The organism is Streptomyces roseofulvus (assembly GCF_039534915.1).
GTDB lineage: Bacteria > Actinomycetota > Actinomycetes > Streptomycetales > Streptomycetaceae > Streptomyces > Streptomyces roseofulvus.
The window spans coordinates 4838176-4856394 of sequence record NZ_BAAAWE010000001.1; the positions used below are offsets into that span (position 1 = coordinate 4838176).

Sequence of the window (18219 nt, forward strand, 5' to 3'; positions counted from 1 at the left end):
GAGGAGGGCAACGGGGAGGGGAGGAAGGGAGAGACGAGGAGAGAAGGGGAGCGGTGAGTACGGCTCCAGGTTTCCGTCCGGCACCCCCTCCGCACCATGAGGCGGGTCGGCGTCTCCCGAGGGGGGATAACCCCACCCCGGGGAGGGCGCGCGGGCTCAGCCCCGGCGCGCCCGCCACGGCAGCTCCGCCGTCACCGTCGTCGGGCCGCCACCCGGCGACTCCACGACCAGCACGCCGTCCACCGCCCCCAGCCGCTCCGCGAGCCCGGCCAGACCCGTGCCGCCCCCGTCGAGCCGGGCGCCGCCGACACCGTCGTCCCGCACCTGGAGCAGCAGCCGGTCCTTCGCCCGCCACACCTCCACCGACGCCGACCGGGCCCGGGCGTGCTTGGACACGTTCTGCAGCAGCTCCGAGACCGTGAAGTACGCGATCCCCTCGATCGCCTCCGCCGGCCGCTCGTCCAGATCGACGGTCACCGTCGCCGGCACCGTGCACCGCCCGGCCAGCGACGACAGCGCCGCCCCCAGCCCCCGGTCGGTCAGCACCGCCGGATGGATGCCCCGCGCCAGGTCCCGCAGCTCCTGGAGGGCCAGCTTCACCTCGCCGTGCGCCTCCGCGACCATCGCCGCCGCCGCGTCCGGATCCTCGTGCAGCTTCTCCTTTGCCAGGCCCAGACCCATCGCCAGCGCCACCAGCCGCGCCTGGGCGCCGTCGTGCAGGTCCCGCTCGATCCGCCGCAGGTCCGCCGCCGCCGTGTCCACCACCACGCCCCGGTCCGACTCCAGCTCGGCGATCCGCCGCTCCAGCTCGTCCGACGGCGACAGCAGCCCCCGCACCATGCCCCGGTCCGCCGCCGCCAGCCCCCGCGCGATGAACGGCAGCACCGGCCACAGCGCCACCAGCGACACCAGGGTGACGGAGAAGGTGACGACACCCCACGGCAGCCGGATCAGCCCGTACAGCTGGGTCCGCCACGCCACCGGGTCCTTCAGCCGCGTCCACAGCCACGGCAGCGCACCGCCGGCCCGCGGCAGCGGCGACGGCTCGGCCACCTCCACGTCCAGCAGCCCCCGGGCCCGCGCCCGCTCGGACCGCCCGATCCCGCGCGCCCCCGCCAGGCCCGCCGCCAGCAGCGGCAGGCCGACCACGGTGACCGACAGGGCGACCCCGACGACCACGGAGGTGACGGCGTAGACGAAGCCCACGAGGGCGGTCGGCAGGTTCAGCAGGAGGAAGGAGATCTCCTTCCAGGTCTCCTTCCCGTACGCGGTCCGCCGCCGCGCGGGCGGGTCCACGGCCGCGGCGGCGGGGGAGGAAGGGCTCGGGTGATCAGCGGTCATGCCCCCAGCCTGCCCGCCCCCGCGCCCTCCGGGCCATGGGGGAGGTGGGTGTCGGCCCCGGGGGATAACCCCACCCACACCTGCTTACGCTCCTTTTAGCAGGGCCTAGACTCGCGTCCGTGAAGACGGCGGCGAGGGACTGAGGGGCGGCGGACGTGCGGGAACCGACCGTAGTCGCGGCGGACTATTTCGATACGTACTCCGTCGTCGGCCTGCTCGCCGTCGTCGGCGTGCTCTTCGTCGCGGTCGCCTTCGGCGCCGGCCGGCTGCTCCGGCCCGTCGTGCCGACCCCGGAGAAACTGCTCACCTACGAGTGCGGCGTCGACCCCGTGGGAGAGGGCTGGGCCCACACCCAGGTCCGCTACTACGTCTACGCCTTCCTCTACGTGATCTTCGCCGTCGACTCGATCTTCCTCTTCCCGTGGGCCACGGTCTTCGCCGCGCCCGGCTACGGCGCCACCACCCTCGTCGAGATGTTCGTCTTCCTCGGCTTCCTGGCCGTCGGCCTGCTCTACGCGTACAAGAAGGGCGTCCTGGCATGGACGTAACACCCGCAGGGGGCGCCGTGCCCCTGCCCGCGCCGAAGCTGGGAACGCTCTCCCGCCTGGCCCCCGAGCCCATGAAGGTGGTCCTGAACTGGGGCCGCCGCTACAGCCTGTGGGTCTTCAACTTCGGCCTCGCCTGCTGCGCGATCGAGTTCATCGCCGCGTCGATGGCCCGCCACGACTTCATCCGCCTCGGCGTGATCCCCTTCGCGCCGGGCCCGCGCCAGGCCGACCTGATGATCGTCTCCGGCACGGTGACGGACAAGATGGCGCCCGCCGTGAAGCGGCTGTACGAGCAGATGCCCGAGCCGAAGTACGTCATCTCCTTCGGCGCCTGCTCGAACTGCGGCGGCCCCTACTGGGACTCGTACTCCGTCACCAAGGGCGTCGACCAGATCATCCCCGTCGACGTGTACGTCCCCGGCTGCCCGCCCCGCCCCGAGGCGCTCCTCCAGGGAATCCTCAAGCTCCAGGAGAAGATCGCCCGCGAGAACCTCGGCGAGCGGTACGGCACGACGGCGCCGGCCTCGGTCTCCCAGCTCACCAGCCCGCTGGTCACTCCGCCGCCGGGAGGCGACGACCGATGAACCGCTACGACTCCCTCCCCGAAGCCGTCACGGACCTGTTCGGCGACGAGGCGGCGGCCGAGAGGGCGTACGACCTGCTGACCGTCGACATCCCCGTCACGGAATGGCTCGACGCGCTGCGGACCGCCCGGGACGAGCTGGGCTGCACCTACTTCGACTGGCTGAGCGCCGTCGACGAGCCGGGCACCGGCTTCCGGGTGTGCGCGCACGTCGTCGCCCTGGAGGCCGGCCGGGTGCGCCGCCTGCTCCTGCGCACCACCGTCCCCCACGAGGCCCCCGCCCTCCCCACCGCCATCGGCGTGTACGCGGGCGCGGCCTGGCACGAGCGCGAGACCCACGAGATGTTCGGCGTCGTCTTCGAGGGCCACCCGAACCTCACCCCGCTGCTCCTCCCCGAGAACTTCGAGGGCCACCCGCTGCGCAAGGACTTCGTCCTCGCGGCCCGTGTCGCCAAGGCGTGGCCGGGCGCGAAGGAGCCGGGCGAGGCGCACGACGGCGGCCCCAAGCGCCGCCAGATGCTCCCGCCGGGCGTCCCTGACCCCAACGAATGGGGCCCCCTCAAGGGCCAGCTCCCCCCGGCCCCCGAACGCCCCACCCGAGCCGCCGCCGACCGCCCCCGCCGCACCCGCACCGCGGCGGAAGGCACGACGGGCCAGGAATCCGCGCCACCCCGCCGCGCCCGCACCGCCTCCGACGGCTCGGCGAGCCAGACGCCCCCGGAGACCGGCGCGCCCCCGGCCCGCCGCACCCGCTCGGCGTCCGAGGGCTCGGCGAGCCAGACGCCCCCGGCAGCCCCGGAAGCCGGCGCGCCCCCGGCGACCCCGGAGACCGGCGCGCCCCCGGCCCGTCGGACCCGCTCGGCGTCCGACGGCTCGGCGAGCCAGACGGCCTCGGCAGCCCCGGAAGCCGGCGCGCCCCCGGCGACCCCGGAGACCGGCGCGCCCCCGGGCCGCCGCACCCGCTCGGCGTCCGACGGCTCGGCGAGCCAGACGGCCTCGGCAGCCCCCGGCACCCCGCGCCGCATGCGCAGCGCGAGCCAGGGCTCGGCGAGCCAGCAGGCGGAGCAGGCCGGGGAAGCCCCGGCCGCCCCCTCGCCGCCGCCCCGCACCCGCAGCACGGACGCCCCCTGGCACCACGCCCGCCCGGCCTTCGACGAAACCCCCGCCGCGCCGGAGGCGAAGCCCGCCCCGGAGGCGTCGGCGCCTGACGCCAAGCCCGCCACGGACGGCCCCGCGCCGGAGGCGCAGCCCGCCGCAGACGCGCCCGCGTCTGGCACGACGCCCGACGCGGACGGCCCCGCCCCGGAGGCGAAGCCCGCCTCGGACACCGACACCGACACCGACACCCACCCCGACCCCGCCGGAGGCGATCCCGCGTGAACGACGCACTCGACGTCGCCGTCCGGCTGCTGCTCGTCTTCGCCGCGTTCCTCGTGCTGCCGCTGGTCGTCGGGCAGACCGAGCACAAGGTGATGGCCCACATGCAGGGCCGGCTCGGCCCCATGTACGCCGGCGGCTTCCACGGCTGGGCGCAGCTCGTCGCGGACGGCGTGAAGTTCGCGCAGAAGGAGGACGTCGTCCCGAAGGACGCCGACCGGCGGGTCTTCCAGCTCGCGCCGGCCGTCGCCCTCCTCCCGTACCTCCTCGTCCTCGTCGCGATCCCGGTCGGCCCCGGCGACGGCGCCGTCGGCGCGCTCGTCGACGCCGGCATCTTCTTCGTGCTGGCCGTCATGGGCGTCGGCGTGCTCGGCAGCCTGATGGCCGGCTGGGCGTCCGCCAACAAGTTCTCGCTGCTCGGCGGCCTCCGCACCGCCGCCCAGCTGCTCGCGTACGAGCTGCCGATGCTGCTCGCCGCCGCGTCCGTCGCGATGGCGGCCGGCACCGTCTCCCTCACCGGCGTCCTCGACGCCTTCGAGTGGTGGTGGGTGCCGTGGCAGATCGTCGGCGCGCTCGTCTTCTTCGTCGCCGGCCTCGCCGAGCTCCAGCGCCCGCCGTTCGACATGCCGGTCGCCGACTCGGAGATCATCTTCGGCGCGTACACCGAGTACACCGGCCTCCGCTTCGCGCTCTTCCTGCTCGCCGAGTACGCCGGCATCGTCGTCCTCTGCGGCCTCACCACCGTCCTCTTCCTCGGCGGCTGGCACGGCCCGGGCGGCGCGGACGGCCTCGGCTGGCTGTGGACGCTCCTCAAGACCGCCGTCCTGGCCTTCGTCGTCATCTGGCTGCGGGTGAGCTACCCGCGGCTGCGCGAGGACCAGCTCCAGAAGCTGGCCTGGACGACCCTCGTCCCGCTCGCCCTGGCGCAGATCGCGCTCACCGGCATCGTGAAGGTGGCGATCAGCTAGATGTCCCCGAAGATCCCCGGCTCCGGCCTCGCCAAGGGCCTCGCCGTCACCCTCCGCACCATGACCCGCAGGAGCGTCACCGCCCAGTACCCGGACGCGCAGCCCGAGCTGCCGCCCCGCTCGCGCGGGGTGATCGCGCTGTTCGAGGAGAACTGCACGGTCTGCATGCTGTGCGCGCGCGAGTGCCCCGACTGGTGCATCTACATCGACTCCCACAAGGAGACCGTCCCGCCCGCCGCCCCCGGCGGCCGCGAGCGCAGCCGGAACGTCCTCGACCGCTTCGCCATCGACTTCTCCCTCTGCATGTACTGCGGGATCTGCATCGAGGTGTGCCCCTTCGACGCCCTCTTCTGGTCGCCGGAGTTCGAGTACGCCGAGACCGACATCCTGGAGCTGACCCACGAGCGGGACAAGCTCCGCGACTGGATGTGGACCGTCCCCGAGCCGCCCGCGCTCGACCCGGCGGCCGAGGAGCCCAAGGAGATCGCCGCCGCCCGCAAGGCCGCCGAGAAGGCCGCCGCCCAGGCCGCCGCGGCGGCGCAGCAGCAGGAGGGCCCCCAGTGAACCTGGCAGCGCAGAGTCCCGGCTTCCTCTCGCCCTCCGGCGCCGAGATCGCCTTCCTCCTCGTCGGCCTCGTCACCCTCGGCGCCGCGATCGTCTCCGTCACCACCAGGCAGCTCGTGCACGCCGCGCTCTGGCTGGTGGTCGCGCTCGGCGGCCTCGCCGTCGAGTACCTCCTGCTGACCGCCGAGTTCATCGCCTGGGTGCAGGTCCTGATCTACGTCGGCTCGGTCGTCGTCCTCCTCCTCTTCGGGCTCATGCTGACGAAGGCGCCGATCGGCCGCTCCCCGGACGCCGACTCCGGCAACCGGCCCGTCGCCCTCGCCGTCGCGGTCGCCGCCGCGGCCGCCCTCGTCTGGGTGGTCGCCGACGCCTTCCGCACGACCTGGATCGACCTGGACGGGCCCGCGCAGGGCTCCACCGGAGTGACCGGCGAGATCCTGTTCCGGCACTGGGTGCTGCCCTTCGAGGCGCTCTCGGTGCTGCTGCTCGCCGCCCTGGTCGGCGCCATCGTCCTGTCCCGCAAGAAGCCGGAAGGGGAGCGGGACTGATGCACCTCGCCTACCCCGCCGTCCTCGCCGCGCTCCTCTTCTGCGTCGGCCTGTACGGCGTCCTCGCCCGCCGCAACGCGATCCTGGTCCTGATGTCGGTCGAGCTGATGCTCAACGCCGTCAACCTCAACCTGGTCGCCTTCGACGTCTGGCTCCGCGACGCCCTCCACGCCGGCCAGGCCCTCACCCTCTTCACCATCGCCATCGCGGCGGCCGAGATCGGCATCGGCCTCGCCATCGTCCTGATGGTCTACCGCAACCGGGGCACGGCCGACGTCGACCGCCTCCGCGACACCGCGGAGACCGGCGCGGCGGACCAGCCGCAGCCCGCCGACGAGAAGGCCGAGGCCACCGCGTGACCACCACGACCCTCGCCGTCCTCGTCCCCCTGCTGCCCTTCCTCGGCGCCGCCGCCGGGCTCGCCGTCGGCCGCACCGCGCCCGGCTTCGTCCGGCCGCTGGCCGTGCTGCCGACGCTCGCCGCCGCCGTCCTCGCCGTCCTCGTCGCGGTCCGCCAGGGCGGGAACACGGTCATCGAGGCGGCCACCGAGCTCACCCCCACCGGCTCCGTCCCGATCACCCTCGGCGTCCACATCGACGGCTTCGCCGCCCTCGTCGCCGTCCTCGTCGGCGTGGTCGCGAGCTGCGTGCAGATCTACTCGACCGGCTACCTCCGCGACGACCGCCGCTACCCCTCGTACGCGGCGCTGGTCTCCCTCTTCACCGCCGCGATGCTCCTCGTCGTCTACTCCGGCGACCTGATGGTGCTCCTGGTCGGCTGGGAGATCATGGGCATCTGCTCGTACTTCCTCGTCGGGCACTACTGGGAGACCCCCGAGGCGCGTTCCGCCTCCCTGAAGGCCTTCCTCGTCACCAAGCTCGGCGACGTCCCCTTCCTCTTCGGGCTCTTCGCCCTCGCCGCCGACGCCGGCACCTTCCGCATCGACGGCATCCTGTCCACCGTCGCGAGCGGCGGCCTCGACCACCCCACCGTGGTGGCGCTGCTGCTGCTCGCCGGCGTCGCCGGGAAGTCCGCGCAGTTCCCCCTGCACACCTGGCTCCCCGACGCCATGGCCGGCCCGACGCCGGTCTCCGCGCTCATCCACGCGGCCACCATGGTCGCCGCCGGCATCTACTTCGTCGCCCGGCTGCTCCCGGTCTTCGCCGCCTCCGCCGCCGCGATGACGGTGCTCGCCGTGATGGCCGCGGTCACCATGGTCGGCTCGGCGCTCGCCGCGCTCGCCCAGGACGACATCAAGCGGGTCCTCGCCTACTCGACGATCGGCCAGCTCGGCTACATGGCGGGCGCGCTCGCCGTCGGCGACCGGGGCGCCGCCGTCTTCCACCTCCTCTCGCACGCCGCCTTCAAGGCGCTGCTCTTCCTCGCCGCCGGCGCGGTCATCCACGCCGCCGGCACCAACTCGCTCACCGCGATGTCCCGGATGAGCGGCCTGGCGAAGCGGATCCCCGACGCGTACTGGACGATGACCGTCGCCCTCCTCGCGCTCGCCGCGATCCCGCCCTTCGCGGGCTTCTTCTCCAAGGAGGCGGTCCTGGTCGCCGCCGAGCACACCGCGCTCGGCGACCGCCCCGGCGTCCCCGCCGGGGCCGGCTGGACCGTCCTCGTCGCGGGCCTGCTGACCGCCCTCCTCACCGCCGCGTACGCGCTCCGCCTCTGGCTCCGCACCTTCCGCGGCCGCGGCGCCGAAGCCCCCCGTCACGGGCGCCAGCCGATCGCGATGACCTCCGTCCTCTGGGTCCTGGCCGTCCCCTCCCTCGGCTTCGGTCTGAGTGCCGCCTACCTCGACGACTGGTTCGACGGCGAGGCGCTCACCCCGACCCTCACCACCGCCGTCCTCGGCACCGGCCTCGCCGTCGCCGGCGGCGCCGTCACGTACGCCGTCTGGCGGAGCCTCGCCGCCCGGGCCGTCCCCCCGGCGGTGGCCACCCCGCACGTCGCCCACCCGGACGCCGAGGCCGGTCTGGTCGAGGCCGAGGCGCTGCACCTGCCGCACCCCGCCGAGGACCCGGCCGACCCCGGCCGCGCCCTCCTCGGCCCGCTGTACGGTCCGGCCGCCGCCGGCTTCCACCTGGACGCCCTCTACCGGAAGGCCTTCGTCCGCCCCGTGCTCGGCGCCGCCTCCCTGGTCCGCTTCCTGGACCGCGAGGTCGTCGACACCTACGTCAGCGGTGCCGCGAGCACCGCCAAGGGGCTCGGCTGGCTCGTCCGCCGCGCCCAGACCGGCAACACGCAGACCTACCTCAGCGCCCTGCTCGCCGGCTCCGTCGTCCTGGCGATCGCCGCCGTCGCCCTCGCCAACGCCTTCGCCGGAGCGTGAGCCGTGATCGATATCAGCGAATCCGTGATGCAGTTCCTCCTCGCGTTCATCGTCGCCGCGCCGCTCCTCGGCGCCGTCGCGGCGCTCCTGCCCGCCCCGCCCGGACTGAAGGGGACGTCGCCCGAGCAGGCGGTGCTCCGCCACGGCGCCACCGTCACCGGCGTCATCCTCCTCGCCGCACTCGTCCTCACCGCCGGCTTCGACCACGACAGCCCGTCGACGATGCAGGCCACCACGGACATCAGCTGGATCAGGGCACTCGACGTGCGGATCCACCTCGGCGTCGACGGCATCTCGCTCCCCCTCCTGGTGCTGACCGCGCTGCTGACCTTCCTCTGCGCGCTGTACTCCTACTTCAAGCCGCCCACGGGCCCGTCCCCGAAGGCGTTCGTCGCCCTGCTGCTCGTCCTGGAGGCCGGCACCCTCGCCACCTTCGCCGTCCTCGACCTGGTCCTCTTCTTCCTCGCCTTCGAGATGGTCCTCGTCCCGATGTACTTCCTCATCGCCCGCTGGGGCGGCGAGGGCCGGCGCGCCGCCGCCGGGAAGTTCATCCTCTACACGCTGCTCGGCTCCGTGGTCATGCTGCTCGGCCTGCTCCTGATCGGGATCAAGGCGGGCACGTTCGACATGGTGGCACTCGCCACCGACAACGGCCGCGGACTGACCACATCGGTGCAGGTCATCGCCGTTCTCGCGATCGGGCTCGGGCTCGCCGTGAAGACCCCGATGTGGCCGCTGCACTCCTGGCTGCCGGACGCGCACACCGCCGCCCCCACAGTCGGCTCGGTCCTCCTCGCCGGCGTGCTCCTGAAGATGGGCACGTACGGTTTCGTCCGCATCGCGCTGCCGATCACCCCCGACGGCATGCACACCCTCGCCCCCTACCTGGCCGCCTTCGCCGCCGCCGGCATCGTCTACGGCTCCCTCGCCTGCCTCTCCCTGGCGCGGCCCGGCGCCAAGGGCGACCTCAAGCGGCTGATCGCGTACTCCTCCGTCGGCCACATGGGCTTCGTCCTCCTCGGCATCGCCACCCTGACGCCCACCGGCGTCAACGGCGCCCTCTTCGCCAACATCGCCCACGGCCTCATCACCGGCCTGCTGTTCTTCCTCGTCGGCGCCGTGAAGGACCGGTACGGCACCGCCGACCTCGACACCCTCGCCGGAGCCACCGGCGCCGCCCTCTACGGCCGCGCCCCCCGCCTCGGCGCCCTCCTCGCCTTCGCCGCCGTCGCCTCCCTCGGCCTGCCCGGCCTGGCCGGCTTCTGGGGCGAGATGCTCGCCCTCTTCGCCGCCTTCGACCCCGCCGAGGGGCTGAGCCGCCCCGCGTACCTCGTCTTCATGGCCCTCGGCGGATTCGGCACCCTGCTCACCGCCGCCTACCTGCTGATCGTGGTCCGCCGCGTCTGCATGGGCGGCCCGCGCCCCGCCGGCGAACCGGAGCTCGCCGACGTCCAGCCGTACGAGCTGGCCGCCTGGACCCCGCTCGTCGCCCTCACCGTCCTCGCCGGACTCTGGCCCGCGGTCCTCCTCGGCCTCACCGACCCGGCCGTCCAGCAGCTCCTCGCGGGAGGCACCCAGTGATGTCCGCCAGCACCGCCGACGCCTCCCTCGTCCAGTCCGTCGACTGGCTGACGATCGCACCCCCGACGCTCACCGCCCTGGTCGCGCTCGGCGTCCTCGTCGCCGACCTGTTCGTCCCCGCCGAGCGCAAGCAGCTCCTCGGCGGGATCTCGATCGCCGGCCTCGCCGCCGCCCTCGCCCTGCTCCTGCCGCTGCGCTCCGGCGACCGCGCCACCTTCTGCCTCACCGCCGGCGCCCAGACCGACAGCCACGCCCAGACCGCCGGGTGCAGCTACACCGCCGACACCTTCACCCTGGTCATCCAGCTCCTGGTGCTCGGCGGCGCCCTCCTCACCGCGCTGCTCTCGCTGCCCGCCACGCGCGCGAAGCTCCCGGCCGGCGAGTACTGGTTCCTGCTGCTGTCCTCCGCCGCCGGCGCCGCCCTGCTGCCCGCCTCCCGCGACCTCGCCACCCTCGTGGTCGCCCTGGAGGTCGCCTCGCTCCCGGCCTTCGCGCTCGTCGGCCTCAAGCGCGGCGACCGGCGCTCCAGCGAGGCCGCCCTCAAGTTCTTCCTCTCCTCGGTGACCGCCACCGCCGTCACCCTCCTCGGCGTCAGCTTCGTCTACGCGGCCACCGGCACCCTCCACCTCACCGAGATCGCCGCCCGTCTCGACGAGGTCCCCGGACAGCTCCAGACCCTCGCCGAGGCCGGCGTGGCCCTCACCCTCGTCGGCTTCGCCTTCAAGATCGCCGCCGTCCCCTTCCACTTCTGGGTCCCCGACACCTACAGCGGCGCCCCGCTGCCCGTCGCCGCCTACCTGTCGGTGGTCGGCAAGGCCGTCGGCTTCACCGGCCTCATCCTGGTGACGGTCGTCGCCTTCCCCTCGTACGCCGACGTCTGGGGCCCCGCCCTCGCCGTCCTCGCCGCCCTCACCATGACCGCCGGCAACGTCGCCGCGCTCCGGCAGGACCCCACGCGCGCGGGGAGCGCGATCCGGCTGCTCGCCTGGTCCTCCGTCGCCCAGGCCGGCTACCTCCTGGTGCCGATCGCCGCCGCCGCGTACTCCAGCGACGACCAGGTCGGCGCCACCGTCGCGTACGCCCTCATGTACGCCGTCGTGAACCTCGGCGCCTTCGCCGTCGTCGCCCTCGTCGCCCGTACCCACCCCGGCAAGCGGATCGCCGACCACGCCGGGCTGTACGCCACCAGCCCCGCCGCCGCCCTCGCGCTCGCCTTCTTCCTCCTGAATCTGGCCGGTCTGCCCCCGGGTATCATCGGCCTCTTCGCCAAGGTGACCGTGTTCTCGTCGGCCGTCGACGCGGGCCTCGGCTGGCTGGCCGTGGTCATGGGCGTCAACGTCGTCATCGGCCTCGCGTACTACCTGCGGTGGACGGCCCTGCTGTTCCGCACGCCGGAGAACGCCGTGGAACGGACCACGCACCGGGCCCCCACGCCCGTCACCCTGGCGATCGCGCTGACCGCCGTCGCCGGAATCGTCCTGTCGGGCTACCCGCAGTTCGCCCTCCGCTTCGCCACGGCCGGCCTCTTCTGACCCCCCCATGGAACCCCCTAGGAGCAACACGCCGTGCTGAACGGATTCAAGGACTTCATACTGCGCGGGAACGTCGTCTCGATGGCCATCGGTCTGGCCGTCGGCTCGGCGTTCACCGCCGTCGTCACCGGCTTCAGCAAGGCGTTCATCACCCCGCTCATCGGCCTCGCCACCGGCTCCGTCGGCGACTTCAGCGAGGCGAAGTTCAACGTCGGCAAGACCGTCTTCCCCTACGGCCTGGCCATCTCCGCCACCATCGCCTTCGTCATCACGGCGCTCGTCCTCTACTTCCTCTTCGTCGTCCCCATGGCGAAGGTGCAGGAGCGGTTCGCCAAGGAGGAGGCGGCCGACCCCAAGTCCGAGAAGCGCGACTGCCCCCGCTGCTTCACCGAGATCCCGGCCATCGCCACCCGCTGCGCCCACTGCACCAGCGAGGTCGAGCCCACCGCCGCCGCCCTCACGGGCCTGGAGAAGATCCCCGCCGCCCGCTGACGGGCCGGGATCACCCGAACGGCGTAACACGCCCCCGGTGCGGCCGGGGGAACCGCAGCCTCCCGCCTGGCGTTGACCAGTACGTGAGGGTCCACTGGACGCGTGGACCACGAAGCAAAGGGTTCCCCTGCCGCACCACTTGGAGGGCGTACCGTGCACCGCCGGCACAACGGGCTGAGGACCGCCGTACTCCTCGGAGGGCTCTCGGCCCTCATCATCCTCATCGGCAGCTTCTTCGGCCGTACGGGCCTGATCGTCGGACTCGTCGTCGCGATCGGCACCAACGCGTACGCGTACTGGAACAGCGACAAGCTGGCCCTGCGCGCCATGCGCGCCCGGCCCGTCAGCGAATTCGAGGCCCCCGCCCTCTACCGGATGGTCAGGGAGCTCTCCACCCAGGCGCGCCAGCCGATGCCCCGCCTGTACATCTCGCCGACCCAGGCGCCCAACGCCTTCGCCACCGGCCGCAACCCGCGCAACGCCGCCGTCTGCTGCACCGAGGGCATCCTCGCCCTCCTCGACGAGCGCGAGCTCCGCGGCGTCATCGGGCACGAGCTCAGCCACGTCTACAACCGGGACATCCTCATCTCCTCGGTCGCCGGCGCGCTCGCCTCCGTGGTGATGTTCCTGGTCAACTTCGCCTGGCTGATCCCCGTCGGCCGCTCCAGCGACGACGACGGACCCGGCCTCCTCGGCTACCTGATGATCGTCATCCTCGGCCCCATCGCCGCCTCGATCATCCAGCTGGCCATCTCCCGCTCCCGCGAGTACGAGGCCGACGCCTCCGGCGCCTCCCTCACCGGCGACCCGCTCGCCCTCGCCGGCGCCCTCCGGAAGCTCGAAGCCGGCACCAGGCAGCTCCCGCTGCCGCCCGAGCCGCGGATCGAGACCGCCAGCCACATGATGATCGCGAACCCCTTCCGCCCGGGGCAGGGGCTGTCCAAGATGTTCTCGACCCACCCGCCCATGGCCGAGCGGATCGCTCGCCTCGAAGAGATGGCAGGTCGCCGTCCGTGAAGACCATCCTCAACGTCATATGGCTCGTGCTCTCCGGCTTCTGGCTGTTCCTCGGCTACCTCGCCGCGGGCCTCGTCCTCTGCATCACGATCATCGGCATCCCGTTCGGCCTCGCGTCCTTCCGGATCGGCCTCTACGCCCTCTGGCCCTTCGGCCGCACCGTCGTCGACAAGCCCGGCGCCGGCGCCGCCTCCTGCGTCGGCAACGTCCTCTGGCTGGTCCTCGCCGGCTGGTGGCTCGCCCTCGGCCACGTCGTCACCGGCGTCCTGCTCTGCGTCACGATCATCGGCATCCCGCTCGGCATCGCGAACTTCAAGCTCATCCCCGTCTCCCTGCTGCCCCTCGGCAAGGACATCGTCCCCACCGACCAGGCGTACGGCGGACAGGCGTACGGGCAGCAGCAGCACGGCCGCCCCGGCTTCTGACCCGTGCACCAAGCGCGCTACGCCCTGCTCTCCGGCCGTCACGTCCTGGCCCTCTGCCACGACGTCGACGGCCTCTACGGCGACCCCGCCCCGCACCCCCGCCTCCGCCACGAACTCCGCGGCTGCGAGCCCCGCGGCGAGCTCGCCCGGGCCGTCACCCAGGCCATCGTCGAGGGCACCGCCCCGCTCGGCACCCTCGACGTCGAGACCCCCGACGGCCCCTGGCGGTTCACCGCCGTCCGGGTCCTCGACGCCCGCGGCGACGTCGTCACCATCGAGGCCGCCGGCCCGCCCCGCCGCCTCCACGGCGGCGCCCCCGGCGCCGTCCCCTGCGCCCACCTCATCCCGCTCCCCGCCCCGGACCCCCTCCCCACCGAGGTCACCTTCCTCGGCTGCTCCCCGCGCGGCGCCCTCCGCGACGCCCTCGCCACCGGCACCCCGGACTTCGAGGAGCTCCGCTACCGGGTCCTGCGCGACAGCGGGAGCCACGCGCACGAGGGCGCGGCGGGCCCCGTCACCGGCTGGGACACCGCCCGCGACCACCACGGCCTGCTCGACCTGACCGTGGCCTTCCCCCGCACCGGCCTGATACCGGCGCCGACCCGCGAGGTCTGGGACCTCTTCCACGACCACCGCGGCCCCACCGAGCCCGGCACCTGGCGCCGCTTCACCGGAGCCGCCCGCGCGGTCTGGCGGCACGAGGCCGGCCTCCGCTCGTACGACCTGCCGGAACCCGGCCCCGGCGCCACGTACCCGCTCGACGGCCGGGGGATCACCGACGAGGACGGCCTGGTCTGCGCCCTCACCGAGGCCGTCCACGGCCCCGGCCTCGCCTACCCCTTCGGCTCCCCGCGCGCCCTCGGCGCCGAGCTCTCCGGCTGCACCCTGATCTGGCACCACGCCGACATCGCCCGCGCCTGCCTCGGCGTCACCCCGCTCCGCACCGAGCCCCGCCCGGCCACCTTCCGGGAATGGGTCGACGGCCTCAGGGCCGAGGGTGTCCGGGTCGTCCTCGACTGACCGCGTACGCCACCACGCCCGCCGCCAGCACCCCCGCCCCGGCCAGCACCGACCCCAGCGGCAGCGACCCGGCCAGTGCCGCGCACCCGGCGAGGCCCAGCGCCGCGAGCACCCGGTTCCGTCCGCCCAGCGTCCACGCCGAGGCGTTGGCGATGCCGTAGTAGACGAGGACGCCGAAGGACGAGAAGCCGATCGCGCCCCGCACGTCCGCCGTCGCCGCCACCACGGCCACCACCGCGCCCACCGCCAGCTCCGCCCGGTGCGGCACCCGGAACCGCGGGTGCACCGCGGCGAGCCCGCCGGGCAGATACCCGTCCCGGGCCATCGCCAGCGTCGTACGGGACACTCCGAGGATCAGCGAGAGCAGCGAGCCCAGCGCCGCCACCGCCGCCCCCGCGGTCACCACCGGCACCAGCCAGGAGGCGTCCGCCGCCCGGACCGCGTCGGCGAGCGGCGCGTCGGAGCCGGCCAGCGCGACCGGCCCGACCGCGACCAGCACCGCCACCGCGACCAGGGCGTAGACACCCAGCGCGAGGCCCAGCGCGATCGGCACCGCCCGGGGGATCGTCCGCGCCGGATCGCGCACCTCCTCGCCGAGCGTGGCGATCCGCGCGTACCCCGCGAACGCGAAGAAGAGCAAACCGGCGGCCTGCAGCACCCCGCCCGCGGTGACCTCCCCGCCGAGCCCGAACCGGCCGCCGGGGGCGCCCGCGAACGAGGCCGTGACGACCGCCGCGAGCACCGCCAGCACCCCCGCCACGATCACCCGCGCGAGCAGCGCCGACTTCTGCACGCCCCCGTAGTTGACGGCCGTCAGGGCCACCACGGAGGCCACCGCGACCGCGTGCGCCTGGTCCGGCCACAGATAGGCCCCCACGGTCAGCGCCATCGCCGCGCAGGAGGCCGTCTTGCCCACCACGAAGGCCCAGCCCGCCAGATAACCCCAGAAGGGCCCCAGTCGTTCGCGACCGTACACATAGGTACCGCCGCTCTCCGGATGAAGGGCGGCCAGCCGGGCCGAGGCCATCGCGTTGCAGTACGCCACCACGGCGGCGAGCCCCAGCGCCGTCAGCAGTCCGGCCGAGGTCCCGGCGGCACCCGCCGCCGGCCCGAGGGCGACGAAGATCCCGGCCCCCACCATGGCGCCGAGTCCGACGACGACGGCGTCGAGGACGCCGAGGGACCGGCGCATTTCCGTGGTCACGATCGACCTGTCTCCCGCAGAGTGATGTTGAGCCGCCCGGTGAGCCCGAGCGACGGATCGGCGGTCCCGGGAAACACCTTCGGCACGCCGTGGTACACCCACCGCGATTCCCGGCCGAAGACGAACAGGTCCCCCGAGCCCAGCTCCACATCGTTCCAGGGCCGCCCCCGGCCCTCGGAGTTGCCCAGCCGGAAGACGCACCGGTCGCCGAGGCTCAGCGACACCACCGGCGCCCCGGACCGCTCCTCCTTGTCCTGGTGCATGCCCATCCGGGCGCCGTCCCCGTAGAAGTTCACCAGCGCGGTGTCCGGCGCGAAGCCGCCGTCGTCCCCGTACGCCTCGGCCACCGCGGCCCGCCCCAACGCGACCAGCCAGTCCGGCAGTTCGACGGCGACGGAGTCGAGGTACCGGTACGGGACCCACTGCCGCCCCAGACAGAGCGACCGCACCGACATCACGCCCCCGCCGGGCAGCACGGTGTGCCGGTACGCCAGCGGCCCGCGCCCGAACTCCCGGCAGGCCGCGACCAGTTCCCGCTGCCGCTCGACCGGCAGCCACCCCGGCACGTGCACCGCGCCCGGCGCCGGCTCCGCCCTCTCGCGCGGGAACAGCCCCTCGGTCACGCGAGGGCTCCCTCCAGATCCAGCAGCGACCGCTTGCGCTCGGGGCCGGCCGCGTACCCGCGCAGACTCCCGTCCGCGCCGATCACCCGGTGGCACGGCCGCACCACCAGCAGCGGATTCCGCCCGATCGCGGTCCCCACGGCCCGGACCCCGGGCCCGCCGGCCCCGACCCGCCGCCCGATCTCCCCGTAGCTCACGGTCGTCCCGTACGGGATCTCCTCCAGCGCCGCCCAGACCCGCCGCTGGAACGCCGTCCCGGCGTCCGCGGCCACCGGCACGTCGAACCGCTCCCGCCGCCCCGCGAAGTACTCCTCCAGCTGCCCCGCGACCCCGGCGAAGGCCGCCTGGTCGCGGACCCAGCCGTCCCCGACCGCCACGGCCCCCTTCTGCCCCGGCAGCGAGAGCGACCGCAGCACGGCGCGACCCCCCGTCGAGACCTGCCCGGTCAGCAGCATCTCGCCCAGGGGGCCGTCGGCGTACGCGTACACGGTGATGTCGTCCATGCCTCCAGTGTGCGAGCCTCACCGCCGCACGGCTGGCGGCTTTCGGACACGACCCTGGCCGGCCGGACGCGGGATCAGCGGTAGTTCACGAACTGGATCGCGAAGTCGAAGTCCTTGCCCTTGAGCAGCGCCTGCACGGCCTGCAGGTCGTCCCGGCTCTTCGAGCTGACCCGCAGCTCGTCGCCCTGCACCTGCGCCTTGACGCCCTTGGGACCCTCGTCACGGATGGTCTTCGCGACCTTCTTGGCGTTCTCCTGCGAGATGCCCTCGGTGACCGAGGCGAAGAGCTTGTACTCCTTGCCGGACAGCTGCGGCTCGCCCTCGACGTCCAGCGACTTCAGCGAGATCCCGCGCTTGATCAGCTTGGACTGGAAGATGTCGAGGATCGCCATCACGCGCTCCTCGCCGTTCGCCTGCATCAGGATCTTCTCGCCCGACCACGAGATCGAGGCGTTGGTTCCCTTGAAGTCGTAGCGCTGCGAGATCTCCTTCACGGCCTGGTTGAGGGCGTTGTCGACCTCCTGCCGCTCGACCTTGGAGACGATGTCGAAACTGGAGTCGGCCATGACTAGTGGCTCCTTGCTCGGGTGCTGTGGGGTACCCCCAAAGCCTAGGGGGTGAGCCACCGCCCGAACCTCTGATCACCCGCCGATCAATCCGGTGGCGAACCACCCCCCGGGATCAGGTATTGTTTACGTCGTTGCCGGGGAACACCGCAGAACAGCGGTGGGAACCAAGGCAACAACCCATGGCGATGTGCCCGAGTGGCCAATGGGAGCGGACTGTAAATCCGTCGGCTTAGCCTACCCAGGTTCGAATCCTGGCGTCGCCACGTGAAGAAGGTCCCCGGTGTCCGCACCGGGGACCTTCACTCGTTTCCGGGGGTGGGGCCGCGGTCAGTTGCCGGCCACGTCCGTCACCGCGACCGCGACGGGGGTCGAGCCCGAGACCAGTTCCAGAGTCAGGCCGGCCGTGCCGGGGGAGTCCACCAGTTCGGCGAGGACCGCCGCCACGTCGTCGCGGGGGACGGGGCCGCGGCCCGTGCTCGCCTCCAGGCGGACCAGGCCCGTGCCGGCGTCGTTCGTGAGCATGCCGGGGCGCAGGATCGTCCACTCCAGGCCCGTCCGCGACCGGACGGCGTCGTCCGCCGCGCCCTTCGCCCGCAGGTAGACGTCGAAGACGCCGTCGCCGGGGTGGTCTGCGTCCGCGCCCATCGACGAGACGACCACGAAGCGCCGGACCCCGGCCCGCTCCGCCGCGTCCGCGAACAGGACCGCCGCCGCGCGGTCCACCGTCTCCTTGCGGGCGGCCCCGCTGTCCGGGCCCGCGCCCGCCGCGAAGACGGCCGCGTCCGCGCCCCGCAGGACCTCCGCGACCTCCTCCACCGACGCCGACTCCAGGTCCAGCACGACGGGCTCCGCGCCCGCCGCCCGCAGGTCCTCCGTCTGCTCCGGGCGGCGGATCAGCCCCACCGCCTCGTGTCCGCCCGCCGAGAGCAGCCGCTCCAGGCGCAGGGCGATCTGTCCGTGTCCTCCAGCGATGACGATGCGCATGC

At 73.6% G+C, this 18219-nt stretch carries 20 protein-coding genes and 1 tRNA gene; 15 read left to right on the plus strand and 6 right to left on the minus strand.

The features are described 5' to 3' along the window. Positions 1–156: 156 nt before the first annotated feature. Complete coding sequence (locus tag ABFY03_RS22360) at positions 157–1341, minus strand: sensor histidine kinase (RefSeq protein WP_319010255.1); 1185 nt, start codon at positions 1339–1341, stop codon at positions 157–159. A gap of 155 nt (positions 1342–1496) precedes the next feature. Between ABFY03_RS22360 and ABFY03_RS22365 the strand changes: the two genes are divergently transcribed. From ABFY03_RS22365 to ABFY03_RS22430, 14 genes are all read left to right on the plus strand, one after another. Next, complete coding sequence (locus tag ABFY03_RS22365) at positions 1497–1889, plus strand: NADH-quinone oxidoreductase subunit A (protein ID WP_031009254.1); 393 nt, start codon at positions 1497–1499, stop codon at positions 1887–1889. Then, positions 1880–2473, plus strand: coding sequence for an NADH-quinone oxidoreductase subunit B (locus ABFY03_RS22370; RefSeq protein ID WP_031009256.1), 594 nt, complete (start codon positions 1880–1882; stop codon positions 2471–2473). Before ABFY03_RS22365 ends, ABFY03_RS22370 begins: the two co-directional genes overlap by 10 nt. Further along, the gene (locus tag ABFY03_RS22375; RefSeq protein WP_346170715.1) at positions 2470–3852 is read left to right on the plus strand and encodes an NADH-quinone oxidoreductase subunit C; all 1383 of its coding nucleotides are present in this window, start codon (positions 2470–2472) and stop codon (positions 3850–3852) included. The genes ABFY03_RS22370 and ABFY03_RS22375 overlap by 4 nt, the downstream gene beginning before the upstream one ends. Further along, positions 3849–4817: a complex I subunit 1/NuoH family protein gene (locus ABFY03_RS22380; protein ID WP_031009261.1), complete on the plus strand. Its 969-nt coding sequence runs from the start codon at positions 3849–3851 to the stop codon at positions 4815–4817. Before ABFY03_RS22375 ends, ABFY03_RS22380 begins: the two co-directional genes overlap by 4 nt. Further along, positions 4818–5381 carry a NuoI/complex I 23 kDa subunit family protein gene (locus tag ABFY03_RS22385; RefSeq protein WP_319010253.1) on the plus strand — a complete coding sequence of 188 codons (564 nt, stop codon included), beginning with the start codon at positions 4818–4820 and terminating at the stop codon, positions 5379–5381. It begins immediately after the preceding gene. Then, positions 5378–5929, plus strand: a complete 552-nt coding sequence (locus ABFY03_RS22390; RefSeq protein WP_319010252.1) for an NADH-quinone oxidoreductase subunit J family protein — start codon at positions 5378–5380, stop codon at positions 5927–5929. Before ABFY03_RS22385 ends, ABFY03_RS22390 begins: the two co-directional genes overlap by 4 nt. Continuing rightward, a complete protein-coding gene (gene nuoK / locus ABFY03_RS22395) occupies positions 5929–6288 on the plus strand; it encodes an NADH-quinone oxidoreductase subunit NuoK (protein ID WP_319010251.1) in 360 nt (119 codons plus the stop codon). The genes ABFY03_RS22390 and nuoK overlap by 1 nt, the downstream gene beginning before the upstream one ends. Beyond that, positions 6285–8267 (plus strand): NADH-quinone oxidoreductase subunit 5 family protein, encoded by a 1983-nt coding sequence (locus ABFY03_RS22400; protein ID WP_346170716.1) that lies wholly within the window; start codon positions 6285–6287, stop codon positions 8265–8267. The genes nuoK and ABFY03_RS22400 overlap by 4 nt, the downstream gene beginning before the upstream one ends. A gap of 3 nt (positions 8268–8270) precedes the next feature. Then, the gene (locus tag ABFY03_RS22405; protein WP_346170717.1) at positions 8271–9848 is read left to right on the plus strand and encodes a complex I subunit 4 family protein; all 1578 of its coding nucleotides are present in this window, start codon (positions 8271–8273) and stop codon (positions 9846–9848) included. After that, a complete protein-coding gene (locus tag ABFY03_RS22410; RefSeq protein ID WP_319010248.1) occupies positions 9848–11380 on the plus strand; it encodes an NADH-quinone oxidoreductase subunit N in 1533 nt (510 codons plus the stop codon). The genes ABFY03_RS22405 and ABFY03_RS22410 overlap by 1 nt, the downstream gene beginning before the upstream one ends. A gap of 33 nt (positions 11381–11413) precedes the next feature. Next, positions 11414–11872 carry a large conductance mechanosensitive channel protein MscL gene (gene mscL / locus ABFY03_RS22415; protein WP_319010247.1) on the plus strand — a complete coding sequence of 153 codons (459 nt, stop codon included), beginning with the start codon at positions 11414–11416 and terminating at the stop codon, positions 11870–11872. 153 nt (positions 11873–12025) lie between these two features. Next, positions 12026–12889, plus strand: coding sequence for a zinc metalloprotease HtpX (gene htpX, locus ABFY03_RS22420; protein ID WP_319010297.1), 864 nt, complete (start codon positions 12026–12028; stop codon positions 12887–12889). After that, positions 12886–13314, plus strand: a complete 429-nt coding sequence (locus ABFY03_RS22425) for a YccF domain-containing protein (RefSeq protein WP_319010246.1) — start codon at positions 12886–12888, stop codon at positions 13312–13314. The genes htpX and ABFY03_RS22425 overlap by 4 nt, the downstream gene beginning before the upstream one ends. Positions 13315–13317: 3 nt before the next feature. Beyond that, complete coding sequence (locus tag ABFY03_RS22430) at positions 13318–14334, plus strand: hypothetical protein (RefSeq protein ID WP_346170718.1); 1017 nt, start codon at positions 13318–13320, stop codon at positions 14332–14334. Here ABFY03_RS22430 and ABFY03_RS22435 read toward each other — a convergent pair. From ABFY03_RS22435 to ABFY03_RS22450, 4 genes are all read right to left on the minus strand, one after another. Then, a complete protein-coding gene (locus ABFY03_RS22435; RefSeq protein WP_346172286.1) occupies positions 14300–15526 on the minus strand; it encodes an APC family permease in 1227 nt (408 codons plus the stop codon). The two genes, ABFY03_RS22430 and ABFY03_RS22435, sit on opposite strands and share 35 nt — an antisense overlap. A gap of 8 nt (positions 15527–15534) precedes the next feature. Then, the gene (locus ABFY03_RS22440) at positions 15535–16161 is read right to left on the minus strand and encodes an alpha-ketoglutarate-dependent dioxygenase AlkB family protein (protein ID WP_319010244.1); all 627 of its coding nucleotides are present in this window, start codon (positions 16159–16161) and stop codon (positions 15535–15537) included. Continuing rightward, a complete protein-coding gene (locus ABFY03_RS22445) occupies positions 16158–16664 on the minus strand; it encodes a methylated-DNA--[protein]-cysteine S-methyltransferase (protein WP_319010243.1) in 507 nt (168 codons plus the stop codon). The genes ABFY03_RS22440 and ABFY03_RS22445 overlap by 4 nt, the downstream gene beginning before the upstream one ends. A 74-nt stretch (positions 16665–16738) precedes the next feature. Beyond that, entirely contained in the window at positions 16739–17230 is a 492-nt protein-coding gene (locus tag ABFY03_RS22450; protein ID WP_031009290.1) for a YajQ family cyclic di-GMP-binding protein, read from the minus strand. Between the two features lie 184 nt (positions 17231–17414). On the opposite strand from ABFY03_RS22450, the gene ABFY03_RS22455 reads away from it, so the two are divergent. Next, positions 17415–17496: transfer RNA gene (locus tag ABFY03_RS22455), tRNA-Tyr, on the plus strand. A gap of 64 nt (positions 17497–17560) precedes the next feature. Here ABFY03_RS22455 and ABFY03_RS22460 read toward each other — a convergent pair. Continuing rightward, positions 17561–18217: an NAD(P)H-binding protein gene (locus ABFY03_RS22460; protein WP_319010242.1), complete on the minus strand. Its 657-nt coding sequence runs from the start codon at positions 18215–18217 to the stop codon at positions 17561–17563. Between the last annotated feature and the right edge of the window lie 2 nt (positions 18218–18219).

Bases quoted from the DNA above. Each gene is read 5' to 3' on its own strand.
- ABFY03_RS22360 (WP_319010255.1), bottom strand. From the start codon at position 1,341: ATGACCGCTGATCACCCGAGCCCTTCCTCCCCCGCCGCCGCGGCCGTG.
- ABFY03_RS22370 (WP_031009256.1), top strand. From the start codon at position 1,880: ATGGACGTAACACCCGCAGGGGGCGCCGTGCCCCTGCCCGCGCCGAAG.
- ABFY03_RS22375 (WP_346170715.1), top strand. From the start codon at position 2,470: ATGAACCGCTACGACTCCCTCCCCGAAGCCGTCACGGACCTGTTCGGC.
- ABFY03_RS22385 (WP_319010253.1), top strand. From the start codon at position 4,818: ATGTCCCCGAAGATCCCCGGCTCCGGCCTCGCCAAGGGCCTCGCCGTC.
- nuoK (WP_319010251.1), top strand. From the start codon at position 5,929: ATGCACCTCGCCTACCCCGCCGTCCTCGCCGCGCTCCTCTTCTGCGTC.
- ABFY03_RS22410 (WP_319010248.1), top strand. From the start codon at position 9,848: ATGTCCGCCAGCACCGCCGACGCCTCCCTCGTCCAGTCCGTCGACTGG.
- ABFY03_RS22435 (WP_346172286.1), bottom strand. From the start codon at position 15,526: ATGCGCCGGTCCCTCGGCGTCCTCGACGCCGTCGTCGTCGGACTCGGC.
- ABFY03_RS22445 (WP_319010243.1), bottom strand. From the start codon at position 16,664: ATGGACGACATCACCGTGTACGCGTACGCCGACGGCCCCCTGGGCGAG.
- ABFY03_RS22450 (WP_031009290.1), bottom strand. From the start codon at position 17,230: ATGGCCGACTCCAGTTTCGACATCGTCTCCAAGGTCGAGCGGCAGGAG.
- ABFY03_RS22460 (WP_319010242.1), bottom strand. From the start codon at position 18,217: ATGCGCATCGTCATCGCTGGAGGACACGGACAGATCGCCCTGCGCCTG.